The sequence below is a fragment of the Haloferax sp. Atlit-109R genome (genome assembly GCF_003665865.1).
Classification (GTDB): Archaea; Halobacteriota; Halobacteria; order Halobacteriales; family Haloferacaceae; genus Haloferax; species Haloferax volcanii.
The window spans coordinates 1,024,826-1,040,024 of sequence record NZ_QPLO01000002.1 but is presented as its reverse complement, the minus strand read 5'-3'; the positions used below and the strand labels follow the sequence as shown (position 1 = coordinate 1,040,024).

Sequence of the window (15,199 nt, the reverse complement as noted above, 5' to 3'; positions counted from 1 at the left end):
CTTCGACGGTTCTCGAACCGCGAAAACGACTCGCAACTTCAATACCGGATGACTCCCTAGGCCACGGTATGGTAGAGGCCCCACAGACCGACGAGGGCTGGTTCGCGCTGCACGACTTCCGAACCGTCGACTGGGACGCGTGGCGTGACGCGCCCGAACACGAGCGCCGCCGCGCAATCGAGGAGGGCGTCGCGTACCTCGACGCCCACGAGGCGGTCGAGGACGCCGAGGCGGGCGCGTCCGCCGTCTTCTCCGTCCTCGGCCACAAGGCGGACTTCGTGGTCGTCCACTTCCGACCGACGCTGGACGACGTCTCCCGCGCCGAACGGCAGTTCGAGCGGACCGCGCTCGCGGCCTTCACCGAACAGCCGACCTCCTACGTCTCCGTCACCGAGGTGTCCGGCTACGTCTCGGACGACTACTTCGAGGGTAACGAGGAGGACATCGACGCCGGCCTGCTGCGCTACATCGAGGGCAAACTCAAGCCCGACATCCCCGAGGACACCTACATGTCCTTCTACCCGATGTCGAAGCGCCGCGGCGAGGAGCACAACTGGTACGACCTCTCGTTCGACGAGCGCCGCGACCTGATGTCCACCCACGGCGACACCGGTCGGAAGTACGCCGGGAAAATCAAGCAGGTCATCGCCTCCTCGGTCGGCTTCGACGACTACGAATGGGGCGTCACCCTGTTCGGTGACGACCCGACCGACATCAAGGACATCGTCTACGAGATGCGCTTCGACGAGGTGTCCTCGAAGTACGGCGAGTTCGGCCAGTTCTACGTCGGCCGGCGCTTCCCGCCGTCGGACCTCGGCGCGTTCCTCGCGGGCGACGGCGTCCCGACGAGCGAGTTCGGCGACGAGTCCCACCACGGCGGGCACGCGCACGGCGAGGGCGGACACCACGGCGGTGACGGCCACCATCATGGCGAGGGCGGTCATCACCACGGCGGAGGTGGCGACGGTCACCATCACGGCGAAGGCGACGACGGCGGCCACCACCACGGTGACGACGGGGGTGACGAGACCGGAGACGAGGACATTCGCGGTCAGCTCGAAGACCTGAACATCTACGCCGGCAAGCCCCACGGCGAGGACGTGTACGCGACGGTCCTCTACTCCGAGGCCGACGCCGACGAGCTGTTCGAGGAGGTCGAAGGCCTCCGCGGCAACTTCGACCACTACCCGACGCACGTCAAGACGGCCGTCTACGAGGCCAACGAGCGCGGCCGGGTCGCCGTCGTCTCCATCTGGGAGACGGCGTCGGCCGCCGAGACCGCCGCGGGCTTCCTCTCGGAGCTTCCCGGCATCGTCGAGCGCGCCGGCGAGGAGTCCGGCTTCGGCACGATGGGGATGTTCTACACCGTCAAGTCCGAACACCGCGGCGACTTCGTCGAGAAGTTCGGCACCGTCGGCGGCCTCCTCGAAGAGATGGACGGCCACTTCGACACGGACCTGATGGTCAACGTCGAGGACGAAGACGACATGTTCATCGCCAGCCAGTGGCGCTCGCAGGACGACGCCATGGAGTTCTTCCGCTCCGACGCGTTCCGCGACACGGTCCAGTGGGGCCGCGACGTGCTGGCGGACCGGCCGCGACACGTGTTCTTAGCGTAACTTCGCGACCATCGAGAGCGGGGTGAGGAACCCCCATGCGGGGGTGACGAACCGTTTTGGTCCAGCTTTTGCCAGCGAGCGGAGCGAGCGCAGGAAACGGTGGCGTGTGCGTGCTCGCGGACCGGCCGCGACCGTGTTCCTCGCCTGACGCGGGAACGCCGAAAATCAGACTGCGGCTTCTCTACGCGAGCGCGGCGCGAACGTCTCGAAGCTTCGGGCGCACTTTGTCGGTGCCGACGCTGTACGCGAAGTACAGCGCCACCGCGCCCATTACGACCGCCCACGCGGCGATTTCGACGTTGCCCTGTTCGAAGGTGACGAAGGCGAACCGCTCGATGTACGCGCCGGCGAGGGAAAGCCCCGCGCTGCCGAGGCCGAAGACGAGGAGTTCGAGGAGGTCCGGGAGCACGTCGACGAGTGAACTACGCATGGTCGTCCCGAACTCGGTCGAGCGTTGTGTCTTTTTTGGTCTCGCAGCGGCTTCAGGTCCGTCCGAAAGTCGGTCCACTCGTCTATCCCACACCACGGTGATAACTCCAAGAGGGGCGAATTTCGGGTGACGGCGCGGACATCGCGGGAACGAACCGAACCGACTCGTTCGAGGACTATCGGTCGAGCGTGTTGCTTGAAACACAAAAACCGCGTCGGAACGAGACGGCTTCGTTGCCGCTGCCGTCGTCGTTTCGGGTCCGTTTTTCCGGCGGTCGCGCCTCAGCGTCCGTCGCGGACGTATTTCGCGGCCCCGACGACGCCGGTGAGGAGGGTCAGCGCAATCCACTTGCCGGCGTCGTCGCCGCGCTTCTTGGCGTCGAGGCTGACCAGCCACGCGAGCGCGACGTGGGCGACCGCGGTGACGCCGAGGAGGGTTTTCAGGCGGCCCATCAGGCTTCGTTGCGCGCGCCTTTCGCGACGCGCTTGTCGAGACCGGCCGCGCGGATGTCGTCGCCGTCGACCGACGAGCGGAGCGCGTCCATGCCGTCGAAGCGGTCGATGCCGAAGTTGTCCGCGTACAGTTCCTCGACGCGGCTCATCTCCTCGTCGGTGAGTTTCGGCACGTCGGAGGCCTTCGCCCACGCGTCGATGTCGGCTTTCGTGCGGAACGTCGGCGTGACGGCCGCGGTCTCGTCGTAGCCGAGGAGGTAGGCGATAGACGCCTGCGCCATCGTCCGCTCGCCGTCGCGTTCGAGGAAGCGGAGTTGTTCGAGCTTCTCCCAGCCCGTCTCGTACCACTCGTCGGGGCGGAAGCCGCGGTGGTCGCCGGAGCCGAGTTCGGTCTCGGGGCGGACCTGCTCGTTCAGGAGGCCCGAGGAGTGCGGCACGCGGGCGATGAGACTCGTCGAGGAACCGGTCTCGCGGATGGTGTCGAGGAAGTGGTTACCCACGTCCTGCTCGAAGGCGTTCCAGACGATTTGGAGCGCGTCGAACTCCTCTTCGATGGCCATGTCGCCTTCGGCCAGCCAGCCGATGGAGGGGCCGAGCGCCCAGCCGGTGGCCTCGATGAGACCTTCCTCTTTCAGTTCGTCGAGGGCTTCGAGCACGTCGGGCGTGACCTCGTCGACGTTCGCGTTGTGGAGTTGCAGGAGGTCGACGTACTCCATGTCGAGGCGTTCGAGGCTCTTTTCGGTCGCCTCGCGGACCCACTCGCCGGTTATCTCCTTGGGGAGTTCGCCGTGGCCGGCCTGCGGGTTGTTGTAGAAGTCGTAGCCGATTTTGGTGGCGACGGTGACCTCGTCGCGGTAGTCGGAAAGCGCCTCGCCGACGACCTCCTCGGAGTGGCCGTGGCCGTACACGTCACCCGTGTCGAAGAAGTCGATGCCCTGCTCGATGGCGTGGTGGAGCATCTCGATGGAGTCTTCGTCCGAGCGGTCGCCCCACCAGTCGGTCCCGACGACCCACGCACCGAAGCCGACCTCGCTGACTTCGATTCCGGAGGTGCCGAGTTCGCGGTAGTGCATGGCCGGCCCTACGAATTGGGGCGACTTATTCCGTGTGTTTTGTTCCCGTACGCTGGGAATCCCGCTGCGGGCGGGCGCTCGGATTTCCGTTCACCAACGGTCGAAACCAGCCAGTATTGCCCGGAGGAAGCCTGACGCGCGGTTCGCACAACCGAATCCATTTGAATCTCGACGGCTTACGACGGTGCAATGACGAAGGTCCACGTTTCGCTTCCGGAGGACGCCGAAGAAGGCTTACAGGCGTTCATCGACGAGGTCGACGGTCGGCTCGCCTCGGACGAAGACACCTGTACGGTCGTTCGGGACACCCTCATCGACCTGTTCGGCGACCGCGAGGCGTGGGAGCGCTGGCAGAACGGCAAGCCCGTCTCGCCCGCGACGCGGGTTCGACTGCAAGGGTACGACCCCTGTAACGCGACGCTCGAAGCCGAGTACTACGCCGAGAAAGACGAGGCGAAGTTCAAGCGCTCGAAGCACCTCCAGTGGCTCTGGCGGCAGTTCGACGCGACGCCGATGGCCGACAACGTCGCCTTCGCCCTCCGGTTCCGACAGATGCTCGCGGACCACCTGTTCGCGGAGGCCGGCGACAACCTCCGCATCTTCAAGGGCGTCACGTTCTCCTACGGTCACAACATCTCCGTCGGTGACAACACGGTCATCCACGACGACGTCCACCTCGACGACCGCGGGAAACTCACTATCGGCGACCGCGTCTCCATCTCCGACAGCGCCCACATATACAGCCACTCGCACGACACCGTCGACCAGACCGAGGTCAGAAACTACCACACGACCATCGGCGACGACGCGCGCGTCACCTACGACGCGATGGTGAACGCCGGGGTCTCGGTCGGTGAGAACGCCATCGTCGGCGCGCGGTCGGTCGTCCAGGGCGACGTGCCCGCCCACCACATCGCGGTCGGCTCGCCCGCCAAGAGCGTGAAAGTAAAGCCCGGCTTCGAAGAGGTCGCTGAACCGCTCGACGCCGGGGGCGAGCGCCGCGCCGACGAGCGCGAGATTCCCTACGAACTCCCAGACGACATCGAGGTATTCGACGAATTCGACCGCGACCTCGACGGCCCGGTGGACTCCCACCGGCGCGAGTAACTCGTTTCGACGCGAACCCGCCGCGTCGACATCGCCCGCGACCACCGCCGAGAGCGTCAGCAGACCCGTTCGACCGAAGAACCGATATAGCATGCTAACGTAAGTCAATGTGTGATGGACTCCTGGGGTTGGATCGTCGTCTACGCCCTCGGGTTGACCCTGCTCCAGCTTCTGGTCTATCGATACCTCGTCAACGGTGGGGAGCCGACGGTAGGCGAGGGGTCCGGCCGGGACTCCGCCCGAACGGACCGCTACACCCACCCCGAAATCGCGGCGTCGCTCGACGACGGCTCGCAGGCCGGCGTACAGACGACGCCGACGGGCGAGCGCATCTGCCCGAACTGCGGGGCCGAAAACGAGGCCGACACCACCTTCGACCTCTGCTGGAACTGCACCCGACGGCTCCGCTGACGACTCGTAGCCGAGTCCGTTTTATCAGCCCTCGCCTAACTACGCGTATCATGGCCGACGACGACGAACTCCACGGCGAAATCGACGCGCTCGCCCGCGACATCGAGCGGGCGATTCTCGAATTCGACTCGGCCCTCGAACGCCACGCGATGATTCGACAGACCGCCCGCGAGCCGGTGTTCCGCTCGGAGTCACCGGAGTTCGACGACGTGCAGAACCTGTTTTTCTGAGTCGGCGGCGCGGGTTACGATTCGAAGACGAGAGTTTGTACGCCGACCGGGAGTCCCGCGAGTGCGCCGACCGGGAATTGAACCTCACTCGCAACGCTCCGCGTTGCTCGCTGCTTCAATTCCCTCGGGCCGCATCTCTTCACTCCACGGGACTCGGAGCCTCGCGGCTCCTCGTCCGGTTCCGTTCAGAAGATGCGCCGACCGGGAATTGAACCCGGGCTCCGAGCTTGGGAAGCTCGTGTCCTACCACTGGACCATCGGCGCGCTACGCTTCGCTTCGAACCGCCTTCCGAAGCAAAAATTCGTAGACTTCGGGGGCACTTGAACGTAGCGCTTCACCCCATCGCGCCCCCGAGAAAACTGGACACCCGTCCATTGTTTTCGCGTGACACGTGGCTATTTGGGCTCCCGGTTCCAAGCGAGGCCCATGACATCCGTCGACGTTCTCTCGGAGGACGCCCCGTTCGACCTCCTGTTGTCCGACGAGGAACTCGAAGCGCACCGCGAGCACATCACGACCTTCATCGAAGACACCGTCGAGGCCGCCGGTGTCGACGGGGCCGTTATCGGACTGTCCGGTGGTATCGACTCGACGCTCACCGCCTTCCTCGCCGTCGAGGCGCTCGGAAAGGAGAGCCTCCACGGGCTCGTCATGCCGAGCGTGGCGAACGACGAGGACATGATGAGCGACGCCGAGGGCGTCGCCGAGATGCTGGGCATCGAGTACGACGTGGTCGAAATCCAGCCCATCGCCGAGACGTTCTTCGACACGTTCCCCGAGGCGGCCGACGACCGCATGGCCGCCGGAAACGTCTACGTCCGCACGCGAGCGGTGCTCAACTACTTCGTCGCCAATCACGAGAACCGCATCGTGCTCGGAACGGGTAACCGCGCGGAGGCGATGACCGGCTACTTCACGAAGTACGGCGACCAGGCGGTCGACTGCAACCCCATCGGGAACCTCTACAAACAGCAGGTCCGCCAGCTGGCCGCCCACGTCGGCGTGCCGGAAGACCTCGTGTTGCAGACGCCCTCTGCCGAGATGTGGTCCGGCCAGACCGACGAGGGCGAACTCGGCCTCACGTACGACGCGCTGGACGCGATTCTCGCGCTCCACGTCGACGGCCCGCTTTCGAAGTCCGCGACGACTCGTCACCTCGACGTAACCGAAGAACAGGTCGACCGCGTGGTCGGCCTCGTCGAGGGGAGCGCCCACAAGCGGTCGATGCCGCCCGCGCCGTCGGCGCTGGACGTGTAGGTCACCGCGGCTCTGCCGACCCGCCCGCGGAATTCACTTTTCGCGCGACGCCGCGATGTCGTCGACGTTCGCCCGATGCAACTCCGCGAAGCCGGCGGCTTCCCGTTCCAAGCGTCCGTCCCGGTTGCCGCGGTCGCGCAGTCGCTCCTTGACGATTCGGAGCGACCGGTGGTCGTTGTCGGCCATCGAGGCCGCGACCTCGCCCGGGTCGTCGACGATTCGAGAGACGAGACCCATCCGGAGGGCTTCGTCGGCGTCGACGACGCGGCCCGAAAGCGAGAATTCGAGGGCGTGGCCCTCGCCGACGACGCGCGGGAGCCGAACCGTCCCGCCCCACGCGCCGAACAGGCCGAGTCGGACGCCCGGTTCACCGAGGGTCGCACGCGGAGTGGCCACCCGCACGTCGCAGGCGAGCGCGAGTTCGACGCCGCCGCCGCGGGCCGCCCCGTCGATGCCGGCGACGACGACCGATTCGGCCGATTCGACGGCGTCGGCGACGCGTTGGCCGTGCTTTGCGAACGCCTCGGGGTCGTCGAGGTCGGTGACGCTGTCGAGGTCCGCGCCGGCGCAGAACGCCGGGCCGCTCCCCCGGAGGAGAACGACCGGTGCGTCGGCACCCGTGACCGCGGCTTCGAGGGCGTCGAGGTCGGTCGGTCTGAGCGCGTTCCGTCGCGCCGGGCGGTCGATGGTCACGACCCGGAGGTCGCCGTCGTCCGTCGTCCGTATCATACGCCCGTTGTGCCGTGGTTTTCCAAAGGTCTTTGCCCTCCCAACCGTAAGTCTCGGCCGATGGACGACGCCGTGCGAGCCCGCGAGGCCGCGCGAGAGGCCCTCTCCGACATCGAGCCCGAGGCCCTCCGCGTGGCGCTGGACGAACGCCTCGACGCCGCCTCCTTGACGCCGGCAGTGCTCACGTTCGTGAGCGCGCGGGCCGTCGAACCGAAGGTCGACCTGAACGGGCTGGCCTCCCGCGCGGCCGGAGTGCAACTCATCTACGAGGGCCTCCGACTCACCCGGTCGCTCGCCCACGACGAGCCGTGGTCGCAGCTCGATTCCCCCGAGGCTGACACCGACGCCGACCTCGATATCCTCGCGGCGGACGTGCTCGTCTCGCGCGGCTTCTACCTCCTCGCCCGGACCGAGGCCGCCGACCACGCCGTCGAGACGGTCCGCGCCTTCGGCCGCGACCAGACTCGCCGCCGCTCGGCCGCCGAGTCGGAGCGCCCGGACCTCGACGGCGAACTCGAAGTGAACATCTGCACGCTCGCCGTCGTCGCCGGTACCACGGCCGTCGGCTCGGCCCCCCCGACCGCGCTCGTGGAGTACGCCGCGGGACTGGCCGACACCCACGACGGCGACTTCCCCCCGGCCGACGAGACCGTCTCCGAGGGGACCGTCGAGCGCATCGCGGCGCTCTACCGAGGCGGCGGTGGCGACGACGCGGTCACCTCCGCCGCGGACCGCTAATCGACATACGCTACCACGGTTCCGGGGCGATTCGAATCGAAACCCCTAAAGAGGAACCCGGACAACCAAGGAATGCCTGCCTGGGTAGCTTAGCGGTAAAGCGCGTCCTTGGTAAGGACGAGACCCCGGGTTCAAATCCCGGCCTAGGCTCTTCTCACAAACTCACACAGAGCGATAGCGAACCGCATCGAGTGAGTTCAACGTCCGTCTGACACCGCCCCGCTCGCACGCTCATCCCTCCCAGTCCCACCACTCCCCACGACTCGCAGAACCCAGCACGTTCGCCTTCGAATACCGCTCAGCCTCGTCCTCGGTCAGCGCCGTCGCCCACGACACCCGCTCGCCCTCCGCCCCCGGGCCTCGGCTGTCGAACTCCGCGTATTCGACCGTCGCCTCGGCGTCCGGTCGCGACCAGTTGTGCCACCCGTCGGAGCGGACGTGCGAGTCCATCCACGTGCGGATAAACGCAGTTCGGGCGTGATTCCGCCACGGGCGGCCGAGATACGCTTCGGACACGTCGGCGTCGGCGGTCAGTTCGCAGTCGAGAAAGACGAAGCCGAAGGGCTCGCTCGCCGGCGTGGAGGCCGCGGTGATGTACGAGTCGGCTTTCGAGTGGACGCGGCAGTCCTCGAAGACGGCGGTCGCGCCGCCGAAGACGAAGTCGGTCGTCCCCTCGAGATAGCAGTCCGAGAAGAACTGGCGCGCCCCCTCGCCGGCGGCGTAGACGGTGTCTTGGTGGCCGAGGACGCGACAGTTCTCGAAGACGGCGCGGTCGGCGTCGACGTGGAGGGCGACGGCCTGTCCGACCGGGCCGGCGCTGTTCTCGACGGTCAGGTCGCGGGCGCGGAAGTCGTTGCCGCGGACCTTCAGCGTGTAGGTGAAGAAGGTGCTGTTGCGCCCGCGGTCGATTCGCTCGAAGTGGTCGCCGTGGGTGATGACCGTCTCCGTGGCGCTCTCGCCGACGAGGGTGATGTCGGGGTTCCACGCGTGGACTTCGACTTTCTCGTCGTACACGCCGTCTCGGACGAGGATACGGACTCGCCCCGGCGGAAACGACTTCGCGCCGTCGATGGCGGCCTGAATCGTCTCGTAGTCGCCGCTGCCGTCCTGCGCGACGACGTAGTCGTACGCGCCGGCGTCGTCGGGGTCGTCAGCGCCTCCGAGAGTCCCGACCGTCCCGGCGGCGACGGCGAGACAGCCGACCGCGACGGCGAGCGACGTGAGTAGTGCGAACATGCGTCGTACCACTCTCGCCGACGCCATACGCTTGGGGGGTACCGGTGGAGCCCATGGCGGGGACGCGAGCGGTTCATCCCCCGTACCGCGCCGACGCGAACGGGTTCGACTCCCCGGTTCGTCGTCGGGAACTGGGGGGCGTCGTCGCTCCGCTAGTCGGTATCAGGGGCAGCGCTGACGGGGGAGAGGCCGTCGTACGCGTTCGAAAAAGCGGGTGGAACTCGGGCAGAAGTGGGTGCGATTCAGCGGAAGTCGCGGACGAACCGCTCGGGCATGAGGTCGACGACGTGGTCGGGCATCGCCGCGACGGCGGTCTCGGCAATCGCAACCATCGGCTTGCGGAGCAGGACGTAGACGCCGGAGACGGCGACCGCGGCGATGACGAGCGTCTCCGCGAGGCCGTCGAAGGCGAGGACCGGCGGGACGGCAAACGCGAGCGTCAGCGCGAGGTCCTCGGGCGCGCCGTCGTAGCGAATCAGTCGCTTCGGGGCGAGCCACCGGCCGTTCCAGTGGTCGTAGACGGCGCGCTCGGAGGTGCCGAGCCACGGCTTGAGTTCGAGGCCGCCGCCGAGCACGTCCGACGCGGAGTGGAGCGCGGCCGCCGCGAGGAACAGTGCGACGGCGAGCGTCGTGGTCGTCGGGTTCAGCGCGGCGACCGCGACCGCGGGCACGGCGAGCGCGCTGAAGTACACGGGGAAGTGGAGGGTCTTCCGGTGCCCCGCGTACAGGTCGAAGTCGGGGAACAGGCCGCCGAGTGCGGCCGCGAGCACCGGGAGCATCCCGGCCTCGGGGACCAGCGCCCACACGGCGGTGCCGAGGACGACACCCGCGAGGGCGTGAGTGGTGGCCATCATCGGTGGGGCGTATGCAATCTGGAGGAAAAACGGTGTCGGTGGTCGTGCTAGCTAGTACCACGGTCGAATTTAGGGCGCTCAGGCCGTAGCACACCGCAATGGTCTCCCGTCGATTCGAACGGCTCGCGGGGCGGGTGATTCAGGCCGCCATCCTGTGTATCTTGCTCGTCGGCATCTACACGCGGAATCTGAGCGTCGTCGTCAACGCGGTGCTCGCGCTGGGCGCGACGTTCCTCCCCGCGGTGCTCCGCCGCGACTGGCAGATTCGGCTCCACCCGCTTCTCGGTCTCTGGTTGGCGCTGGCGGTGTTGCTCCACGCCGTCGGCATGCTCGGCCCGTACAACTACATCGACTGGTGGGACCACGTCACCCACACGCTCTCGGCGACCGTGGTCGCGGCCGTCGGCTACGTCACCGCGCGGGCCGTCGACGAGTACACCGAGGCCGTCCACCTCCCCGACCGCTTCATGTTCGTCTACGTCCTGCTTTTCACGCTCGCGGCCGGCGTGTTCTGGGAGGTGTTGGAGTTCGGCGCGCGCCTCGCCGCAGAAGCCATCGGCTCTGAGGCCGTCCTCGTCCAGTACGGACTCAGCGACACCATCGTCGACCTCGTCTTCGACACCGTCGGGGCGGTGCTCGTCGCCCTCTTCGGGACGCCGCCGCTCGCGGACACCATCGATTCAGTCAGGGAACGCCTCGAACGGACTCGGTCCTGACGGGGCCATCTTTTAGCCACCCGGTGTGCATACTACTACCATGAATTTCGTTATCGTTGGGTACGGTCGCGTGGGCTCGCGGACCGCCCGAGTGCTCCGCGAGGAGGGCCACGACGTGACGGTCGTCGACAACAACGACAAGAAGGTCGACCGCGCCCGCGACGAGGGGTTCGAGGCCGTCCTCGGCGACGGCGGCACCGAAACCGTGCTGCGGGAGGCCGGCATCGAGGGCGCGGACGCCATCGGCGGGCTGACCGGCGACCCGAACATCAACTTCGCGGCCTGCATGCTCGGCAAAGAGTACGACTGCCGGACGGTCATGCGAATTAGCGAGGACTACCGCCAGGAGATTTACGAGCGCTACGCCGACGACGTGGACGAGATTATCTACCCCGAACGCCTCGGCGCGGCCGGGGCGAAGACGGCGCTTCTCGGCGGCGACTTCAACGCCATCGGCGACCTGACGGACCAACTTCGGCTGACGACGGTCAGCGTCCCCGACGGCGCGCCCGTCGTCGGCGAACACGTCGCCAACATCGACCTCGGTGCGGACGGCCGCGTCTACGCCCACGGCCGGGAACGCGAGCCGATGACGATTCCGCTTCCGGGAACCGTCGTCGAGCCCGGCGACCAGCTCGCGCTGTTAACGGAGCGCAACGCGTTGGACCGGGTTCGGTCGAAACTGCTCGGCTGACGCCGAAACGACGAGTTTCCTGTCGAGACCCGTCGCAACCGAGACGCTTCGCTGCGGTACGGTCTGCCTCGGAAAACAGCGCCGTGGTGGCGGCGCCGCGCGTCGTACCGGGGGAACCAGAACGACGATGGTGGTGGTGGTTTTCGTGCCGGGCGCGCCGGTGGGAGGATGGGAACGAAGGCCGAATACGCGCCCCATACTCGGGTACGTATGGGGAACCTTAAATCTGCGTCAGACGGGAGTCACACGCCATCTACCCGCAATATGTGCTGTTATACCACCGACGAGACCGCGGCGGTCAGCCCGCGTTCAGTAGACGAGTTTCCCCTCGACGAACTGGCGGACTCGGTCGTCGTCCGGCGACTCGAACACCGCGTCGGTCGGCCCCGACTCGATGCACGTCCCGCCGAGGATGACGGCCGTCCGGTCCGACACCCGCCGAGCCTGTTGCATGTCGTGGGTCGCGAGTGCGACGGCGATGCCGCGGTCCCGCGCCGCCCGCATCGCTGACTCGATGGCGGCGGTGTTCCGCGGGTCGAGATTCGACGTCGGCTCGTCCAGCAGCAACACGTCGGGGTCGGGCGCGAGCGCCCGCGCGATGGCGACGCGCTGGGCCTCGCCCGCCGACAGCGAGCCGGCGTCGCGGCCGACTTTGTCGAACATTCCGACGGTCCGAAGCGCGTCTCTGACCGTCTCGGACGGCTCGTCGCGGCCGAACAGTCCCTCGACCGCGTCGCGGACGCGAGCCGACCACGACCGACGGACTCGAAGCCCGTAGGAGACGTTCTCCTCGACCGTCGTCGAAAAGAGGCTCCGCGTCTGAAACGCCATCCCGACCCGGCGTCTGACCGCCAGCCGGCGGGCCTCGGGGAGGTCCCACACGTCGTCGCCGCCGACCTCGACCGTCCCCTCGCCGGGACGCTCGAACATGGCGAGCAGTCGGAAGAGCGTCGTCTTCCCCGTGCCCGAGGGGCCGACGACGGCGAGAATCTCGCCCGGTTCGACGGCGAGCGAGATATCCTCCAGCACCGCGCCGTCGCCGAAGCCGTGGCCGAGGCTGCGGGCCGCGAGTCGGGTCTTGCTCCGCCGCGCGCCGTTCGCCGCCGGGTCGGGCGCGGCGGTCTCGTCGGGCTTCTCGGAACCCGAATCGCCGGCACCCGGTCGCTCGGTCGTCATCGTCCCCTCCCGTTCCGTCCCGGGGTCCGGTCGCGGAAGCGCGCGCCGAGGGCGTTCACGCCGAGGACGAGCGCGAGCAGGATGGCTCCGAGGGCGATGCCCGTCTCGATGTTCCCCTTCCGCGCCTCGACGGTGATGGCCGTCGTGAGCGTCCGGGTGAACGACGTGCTGTCCGAGAAGACGATGTTTCCGCCGACGATGAGGACCGAGCCGACCTCGCTGATGGCGCGGCCGTAGGCGGCCAGAAGCGCCGTGACGATGCCGTAGCGCGCCTCGCGGACGACCAACAGGGCGACGTCGGTCGAGGTGCCGCCGGCGGCGAACGCGGCGTCTCTGAGGTCCTGCGGAACCGACTGGACCGCCGACAGCGAGACGCTCACGAGGACGGGGAGCGCGAGGATGGTCTGCGAGAGAATCATCGCCTCGGGCGTGAACAGCAGTTCGAACGTCCCGAGCGGCCCGGACCGGGACAGCACCAAGAGGACGACGAGCCCCACGACGACGCTCGGAAAGCCCATCCCCGTCGAGATGACGGAGGTGACGACCGACTTCCCGTAGAAGTCGCGGAACCCGACCGCCAGCGAGATTGGTAGGCCGAGCGCGGCGCTCAGCGCGACCGCCGCGGTACTCACGTACAGCGAGACGGCCGTGATGCTGACGAGGTAGGTGAGGTTCAGGTCGCCGAGGGCGAACACGGGCGGTGGTGGGGTCCGGTCGGACTAAAAGTCCTCGGGGACGTGCTGTGCCACCCACGACTCGAACTGCGCGTCGGAGACCGACGCCGACGACGAGGCGTTCTCCCCGCCGTCGTAGTTCTCGGGGACGTACTGGCCGAACTGCGGGTCCTCCGAGAGCGCGTTGGGGAAGAACAACTGCGACCCGTTGGCCGTGTAGTTGCTGATTATCTCCTGTCCCTCGGGGCTCGTGAGGAAGCCGGCGTAGGCCATCGCCAGCGAGTAGTTCACGTCGGGGTACTTCGCGGGGTTCACCGGGATGACGCCGTAGGGGTTCTTCAGGATGGTCGGACCGCCCTTGAGCGGGCCCTGCACCTGAATTTCGAGGTCGATGTTGTCCTGCGTCGCGAGGAACGTCCCGCGGTCGGAGAGCGTGTACGCGCCCGACTGGTCGGCCTGCACGAGCGTGTCGCCCATGCCCTTGCCGATTTCTCGGTACCACGTCCCCGACGGCTCGACGCCGGCGGCCTCCCAGATGAGCAGTTCCTTCTTGTTCGTCCCGGAGTCGTCGCCGCGGGAGACGAACGTCGCCCCGGCGTCCGCGACGGTCGCAAAGGCGTCGGCCGCGCTCTCCATTCCCGAGATGCCCGCGGGGTCGTCCGCCGGCCCGACGACGACGAAGTCGTTGAACATCACGTCGCGGCGGTTGACGCCGTAGCCATCTTGCAGGAACTCGTCTTCCGCGCCGCGGGCGTGGACGAGAATCACGTCCGCGTCGCCGTTTCGCGCCGTCTCGATTGCCGCGCCGGTCCCCTGTGAGATGGTTTTCACCCGAGCGTTGAACTTCTCCTCGAACACCGGGTTCAGGGCGTCGAGCAGCCCCGTGTCGTACGTGCTCGTCGTCGTCGCCAGCGTCAGCTCTTGGGTCGAACCGTCACCGCTTTCGCTCCCGCCAGAGCCCTCGGCGGTCTCGTTGTTCGCCTGCGGGGGACTCGTGTTCCCCGTGCATCCGCTCAGTCCGAGAACCGCACCGACACCAGCAGCCTGTAAGAAACGCCGTCGCTCTATCGCCATGCATTGTGGTTCGCCGAACGCGAATTAACTGTTTCCCACGCAACGTAATCACAAATAATTTCAATACCGGTGCATCGTAACGATTCGACCCCGAATCCGGTTGCGTCGGATTCTTTTCGACTCGCCCCGTGGAGACGGCCATGAGCTGGGAGTCGCTTTTCGCCCGCGCCGCCGCCTACGACACCACCGAAGCCGACATCAGCGAGGCGCTTCGCGCCCGCCGAGGCGACGATGCCTGAGACGGAGCCCTCGCCCGCGCGGGTCGTCGCCGACGCCGACGTGCTCGCGGCCGACCTGCTCGTCGATGGCCCCGCGAGAGCGGCGCTCGACCACCTGCGGCGACACTCGTGGACGACGCTCGTCGCCAGCGACCCGCTCCTCGACGACGCCGAGGCGGTCGTCTCGTCGCTCGCGGACGCCGACCTCGCGGCCGACTGGCGCGAGAAAACCGACTCGTGGGCCGAACTCGTCGCCCATCCGGACGGCGACAACCCCGCGCTTGCGTCGGCCTACCGCGGCGGCGCGATGCATCTCCTCACGTTCGACGACCGGCTTAGCTCGGCGCAGGCGGGCGCGGCGCTCGGCGGTCGCTTCCCGGTCAGCGTCCGCCATCCGAAGGCGTTCGCGTCGCTGTTCGCGCCGGAGAGTCTCTACGCCGAGGTCGAAGGCGGGCCGTACCCCGGGCCGGACCGCGACCCGCGGGCGTAGTCGCTCGCGCCGCCCCAATC

Annotated in this window: 18 protein-coding genes and 2 tRNA genes; 10 read left to right on the top strand and 10 right to left on the bottom strand. The window is 67.6% G+C overall.

The window, feature by feature from the left end; all coding sequences use genetic code 11:
* The first annotated feature begins 68 nt into the window (after positions 1-68).
* Positions 69-1,619: a heme-binding protein gene (locus tag DVK03_RS13845; RefSeq protein ID WP_115803268.1), complete on the top strand. Its 1,551-nt coding sequence runs from the start codon at positions 69-71 to the stop codon at positions 1,617-1,619.
* A gap of 181 nt (positions 1,620-1,800) precedes the next feature.
* Here the strand turns inward: DVK03_RS13845 and DVK03_RS13840 are convergent, their stop codons facing one another.
* The 3 genes from DVK03_RS13840 to DVK03_RS13835 form a co-directional block, all read right to left on the bottom strand.
* A complete protein-coding gene (locus DVK03_RS13840; RefSeq protein WP_115803335.1) occupies positions 1,801-2,049 on the bottom strand; it encodes a hypothetical protein in 249 nt (82 codons plus the stop codon).
* A 281-nt stretch (positions 2,050-2,330) separates the two neighbouring features.
* Positions 2,331-2,501, bottom strand: a complete 171-nt coding sequence (locus tag DVK03_RS20110) for a hypothetical protein (RefSeq protein WP_004041755.1) — start codon at positions 2,499-2,501, stop codon at positions 2,331-2,333.
* Positions 2,501-3,574, bottom strand: a complete 1,074-nt coding sequence (locus DVK03_RS13835) for an aldo/keto reductase (RefSeq protein WP_115803267.1) — start codon at positions 3,572-3,574, stop codon at positions 2,501-2,503. Before DVK03_RS13835 ends, DVK03_RS20110 begins: the two co-directional genes overlap by 1 nt.
* 189 nt (positions 3,575-3,763) lie before the next feature.
* Here DVK03_RS13835 and DVK03_RS13830 point away from each other — a divergent pair, with 189 nt between their 5' ends.
* The 3 genes from DVK03_RS13830 (at position 3,764) to DVK03_RS13820 (ending at position 5,322) form a co-directional block, all read left to right on the top strand.
* Positions 3,764-4,681 (top strand): acyltransferase, encoded by a 918-nt coding sequence (locus tag DVK03_RS13830; protein WP_115803266.1) that lies wholly within the window; start codon positions 3,764-3,766, stop codon positions 4,679-4,681.
* Positions 4,682-4,795: 114 nt separating this feature from the next.
* Positions 4,796-5,092, top strand: coding sequence for a hypothetical protein (locus DVK03_RS13825; RefSeq protein WP_004063015.1), 297 nt, complete (start codon positions 4,796-4,798; stop codon positions 5,090-5,092).
* 50 nt (positions 5,093-5,142) lie between these two features.
* The gene (locus DVK03_RS13820; RefSeq protein WP_004041759.1) at positions 5,143-5,322 is read left to right on the top strand and encodes a hypothetical protein; all 180 of its coding nucleotides are present in this window, start codon (positions 5,143-5,145) and stop codon (positions 5,320-5,322) included.
* A gap of 193 nt (positions 5,323-5,515) precedes the next feature.
* On the opposite strand, the gene DVK03_RS13815 is transcribed toward DVK03_RS13820, so the two are convergent.
* Positions 5,516-5,586: transfer RNA gene (locus DVK03_RS13815), tRNA-Gly, on the bottom strand.
* A gap of 163 nt (positions 5,587-5,749) precedes the next feature.
* Here DVK03_RS13815 and DVK03_RS13810 point away from each other — a divergent pair.
* On the top strand, positions 5,750-6,580 hold the full coding sequence (locus DVK03_RS13810) for an NAD+ synthase (RefSeq protein ID WP_115803265.1): 831 nt from the start codon (positions 5,750-5,752) through the stop codon (positions 6,578-6,580).
* A 33-nt stretch (positions 6,581-6,613) separates the two neighbouring features.
* On the opposite strand, the gene DVK03_RS13805 is transcribed toward DVK03_RS13810, so the two are convergent.
* The gene (locus DVK03_RS13805) at positions 6,614-7,309 is read right to left on the bottom strand and encodes an enoyl-CoA hydratase/isomerase family protein (RefSeq protein WP_004063013.1); all 696 of its coding nucleotides are present in this window, start codon (positions 7,307-7,309) and stop codon (positions 6,614-6,616) included.
* Between the two features lie 60 nt (positions 7,310-7,369).
* On the opposite strand from DVK03_RS13805, the gene DVK03_RS13800 reads away from it, so the two are divergent.
* Positions 7,370-8,047, top strand: a complete 678-nt coding sequence (locus tag DVK03_RS13800; protein ID WP_115803264.1) for a hypothetical protein — start codon at positions 7,370-7,372, stop codon at positions 8,045-8,047.
* Positions 8,048-8,125: 78 nt separating this feature from the next.
* Positions 8,126-8,197, top strand: a tRNA-Thr gene (locus tag DVK03_RS13795).
* An 81-nt stretch (positions 8,198-8,278) separates the two neighbouring features.
* Here DVK03_RS13795 and DVK03_RS13790 read toward each other — a convergent pair.
* Complete coding sequence (locus DVK03_RS13790) at positions 8,279-9,283, bottom strand: pectinesterase family protein (RefSeq protein ID WP_008605643.1); 1,005 nt, start codon at positions 9,281-9,283, stop codon at positions 8,279-8,281.
* Between the two features lie 242 nt (positions 9,284-9,525).
* Entirely contained in the window at positions 9,526-10,137 is a 612-nt protein-coding gene (locus DVK03_RS13785; protein ID WP_186372488.1) for a metal-dependent hydrolase, read from the bottom strand.
* A gap of 98 nt (positions 10,138-10,235) precedes the next feature.
* Here DVK03_RS13785 and DVK03_RS13780 point away from each other — a divergent pair, with 98 nt between their 5' ends.
* Both DVK03_RS13780 and DVK03_RS13775 read left to right on the top strand, forming a co-directional pair.
* Positions 10,236-10,853 carry a hypothetical protein gene (locus tag DVK03_RS13780; RefSeq protein WP_004063005.1) on the top strand — a complete coding sequence of 206 codons (618 nt, stop codon included), beginning with the start codon at positions 10,236-10,238 and terminating at the stop codon, positions 10,851-10,853.
* 40 nt (positions 10,854-10,893) lie between these two features.
* Positions 10,894-11,547 carry a TrkA family potassium uptake protein gene (locus tag DVK03_RS13775; protein ID WP_004041766.1) on the top strand — a complete coding sequence of 218 codons (654 nt, stop codon included), beginning with the start codon at positions 10,894-10,896 and terminating at the stop codon, positions 11,545-11,547.
* Between the two features lie 309 nt (positions 11,548-11,856).
* Here the strand turns inward: DVK03_RS13775 and DVK03_RS13770 are convergent, their stop codons facing one another.
* Genes DVK03_RS13770 through DVK03_RS13760 form a run of 3 tightly spaced genes read right to left on the bottom strand, consistent with a single transcriptional unit; the run spans position 11,857 to position 14,471 of the window.
* Positions 11,857-12,723, bottom strand: coding sequence for a phosphate ABC transporter ATP-binding protein (locus tag DVK03_RS13770; RefSeq protein ID WP_115803263.1), 867 nt, complete (start codon positions 12,721-12,723; stop codon positions 11,857-11,859).
* A complete protein-coding gene (locus tag DVK03_RS13765) occupies positions 12,720-13,418 on the bottom strand; it encodes an ABC transporter permease (RefSeq protein ID WP_004063002.1) in 699 nt (232 codons plus the stop codon). Before DVK03_RS13765 ends, DVK03_RS13770 begins: the two co-directional genes overlap by 4 nt.
* A gap of 24 nt (positions 13,419-13,442) precedes the next feature.
* Positions 13,443-14,471 carry a substrate-binding domain-containing protein gene (locus tag DVK03_RS13760; RefSeq protein ID WP_115803262.1) on the bottom strand — a complete coding sequence of 343 codons (1,029 nt, stop codon included), beginning with the start codon at positions 14,469-14,471 and terminating at the stop codon, positions 13,443-13,445.
* A gap of 231 nt (positions 14,472-14,702) precedes the next feature.
* Between DVK03_RS13760 and DVK03_RS13755 the strand changes: the two genes are divergently transcribed.
* A complete protein-coding gene (locus tag DVK03_RS13755) occupies positions 14,703-15,179 on the top strand; it encodes a PIN domain-containing protein (protein WP_004063000.1) in 477 nt (158 codons plus the stop codon).
* Positions 15,180-15,199: the final 20 nt, after the last annotated feature.

Bases quoted from the DNA above. Each gene is read 5' to 3' on its own strand.
- DVK03_RS13785 (WP_186372488.1), bottom strand. From the start codon at position 10,137: ATGATGGCCACCACTCACGCCCTCGCGGGTGTCGTCCTCGGCACCGCC.
- DVK03_RS13830 (WP_115803266.1), top strand. From the start codon at position 3,764: ATGACGAAGGTCCACGTTTCGCTTCCGGAGGACGCCGAAGAAGGCTTA.
- DVK03_RS13805 (WP_004063013.1), bottom strand. From the start codon at position 7,309: ATGATACGGACGACGGACGACGGCGACCTCCGGGTCGTGACCATCGAC.
- DVK03_RS13835 (WP_115803267.1), bottom strand. From the start codon at position 3,574: ATGCACTACCGCGAACTCGGCACCTCCGGAATCGAAGTCAGCGAGGTC.
- DVK03_RS13770 (WP_115803263.1), bottom strand. From the start codon at position 12,723: ATGACGACCGAGCGACCGGGTGCCGGCGATTCGGGTTCCGAGAAGCCC.
- DVK03_RS13760 (WP_115803262.1), bottom strand. From the start codon at position 14,471: ATGGCGATAGAGCGACGGCGTTTCTTACAGGCTGCTGGTGTCGGTGCG.
- DVK03_RS13820 (WP_004041759.1), top strand. From the start codon at position 5,143: ATGGCCGACGACGACGAACTCCACGGCGAAATCGACGCGCTCGCCCGC.
- DVK03_RS13840 (WP_115803335.1), bottom strand. From the start codon at position 2,049: ATGCGTAGTTCACTCGTCGACGTGCTCCCGGACCTCCTCGAACTCCTC.
- DVK03_RS13825 (WP_004063015.1), top strand. From the start codon at position 4,796: ATGGACTCCTGGGGTTGGATCGTCGTCTACGCCCTCGGGTTGACCCTG.
- DVK03_RS13845 (WP_115803268.1), top strand. From the start codon at position 69: ATGGTAGAGGCCCCACAGACCGACGAGGGCTGGTTCGCGCTGCACGAC.
- DVK03_RS13775 (WP_004041766.1), top strand. From the start codon at position 10,894: ATGAATTTCGTTATCGTTGGGTACGGTCGCGTGGGCTCGCGGACCGCC.
- DVK03_RS20110 (WP_004041755.1), bottom strand. From the start codon at position 2,501: ATGGGCCGCCTGAAAACCCTCCTCGGCGTCACCGCGGTCGCCCACGTC.
- DVK03_RS13810 (WP_115803265.1), top strand. From the start codon at position 5,750: ATGACATCCGTCGACGTTCTCTCGGAGGACGCCCCGTTCGACCTCCTG.
- DVK03_RS13780 (WP_004063005.1), top strand. From the start codon at position 10,236: ATGGTCTCCCGTCGATTCGAACGGCTCGCGGGGCGGGTGATTCAGGCC.
- DVK03_RS13800 (WP_115803264.1), top strand. From the start codon at position 7,370: ATGGACGACGCCGTGCGAGCCCGCGAGGCCGCGCGAGAGGCCCTCTCC.
- DVK03_RS13755 (WP_004063000.1), top strand. From the start codon at position 14,703: ATGCCTGAGACGGAGCCCTCGCCCGCGCGGGTCGTCGCCGACGCCGAC.
- DVK03_RS13790 (WP_008605643.1), bottom strand. From the start codon at position 9,283: ATGTTCGCACTACTCACGTCGCTCGCCGTCGCGGTCGGCTGTCTCGCC.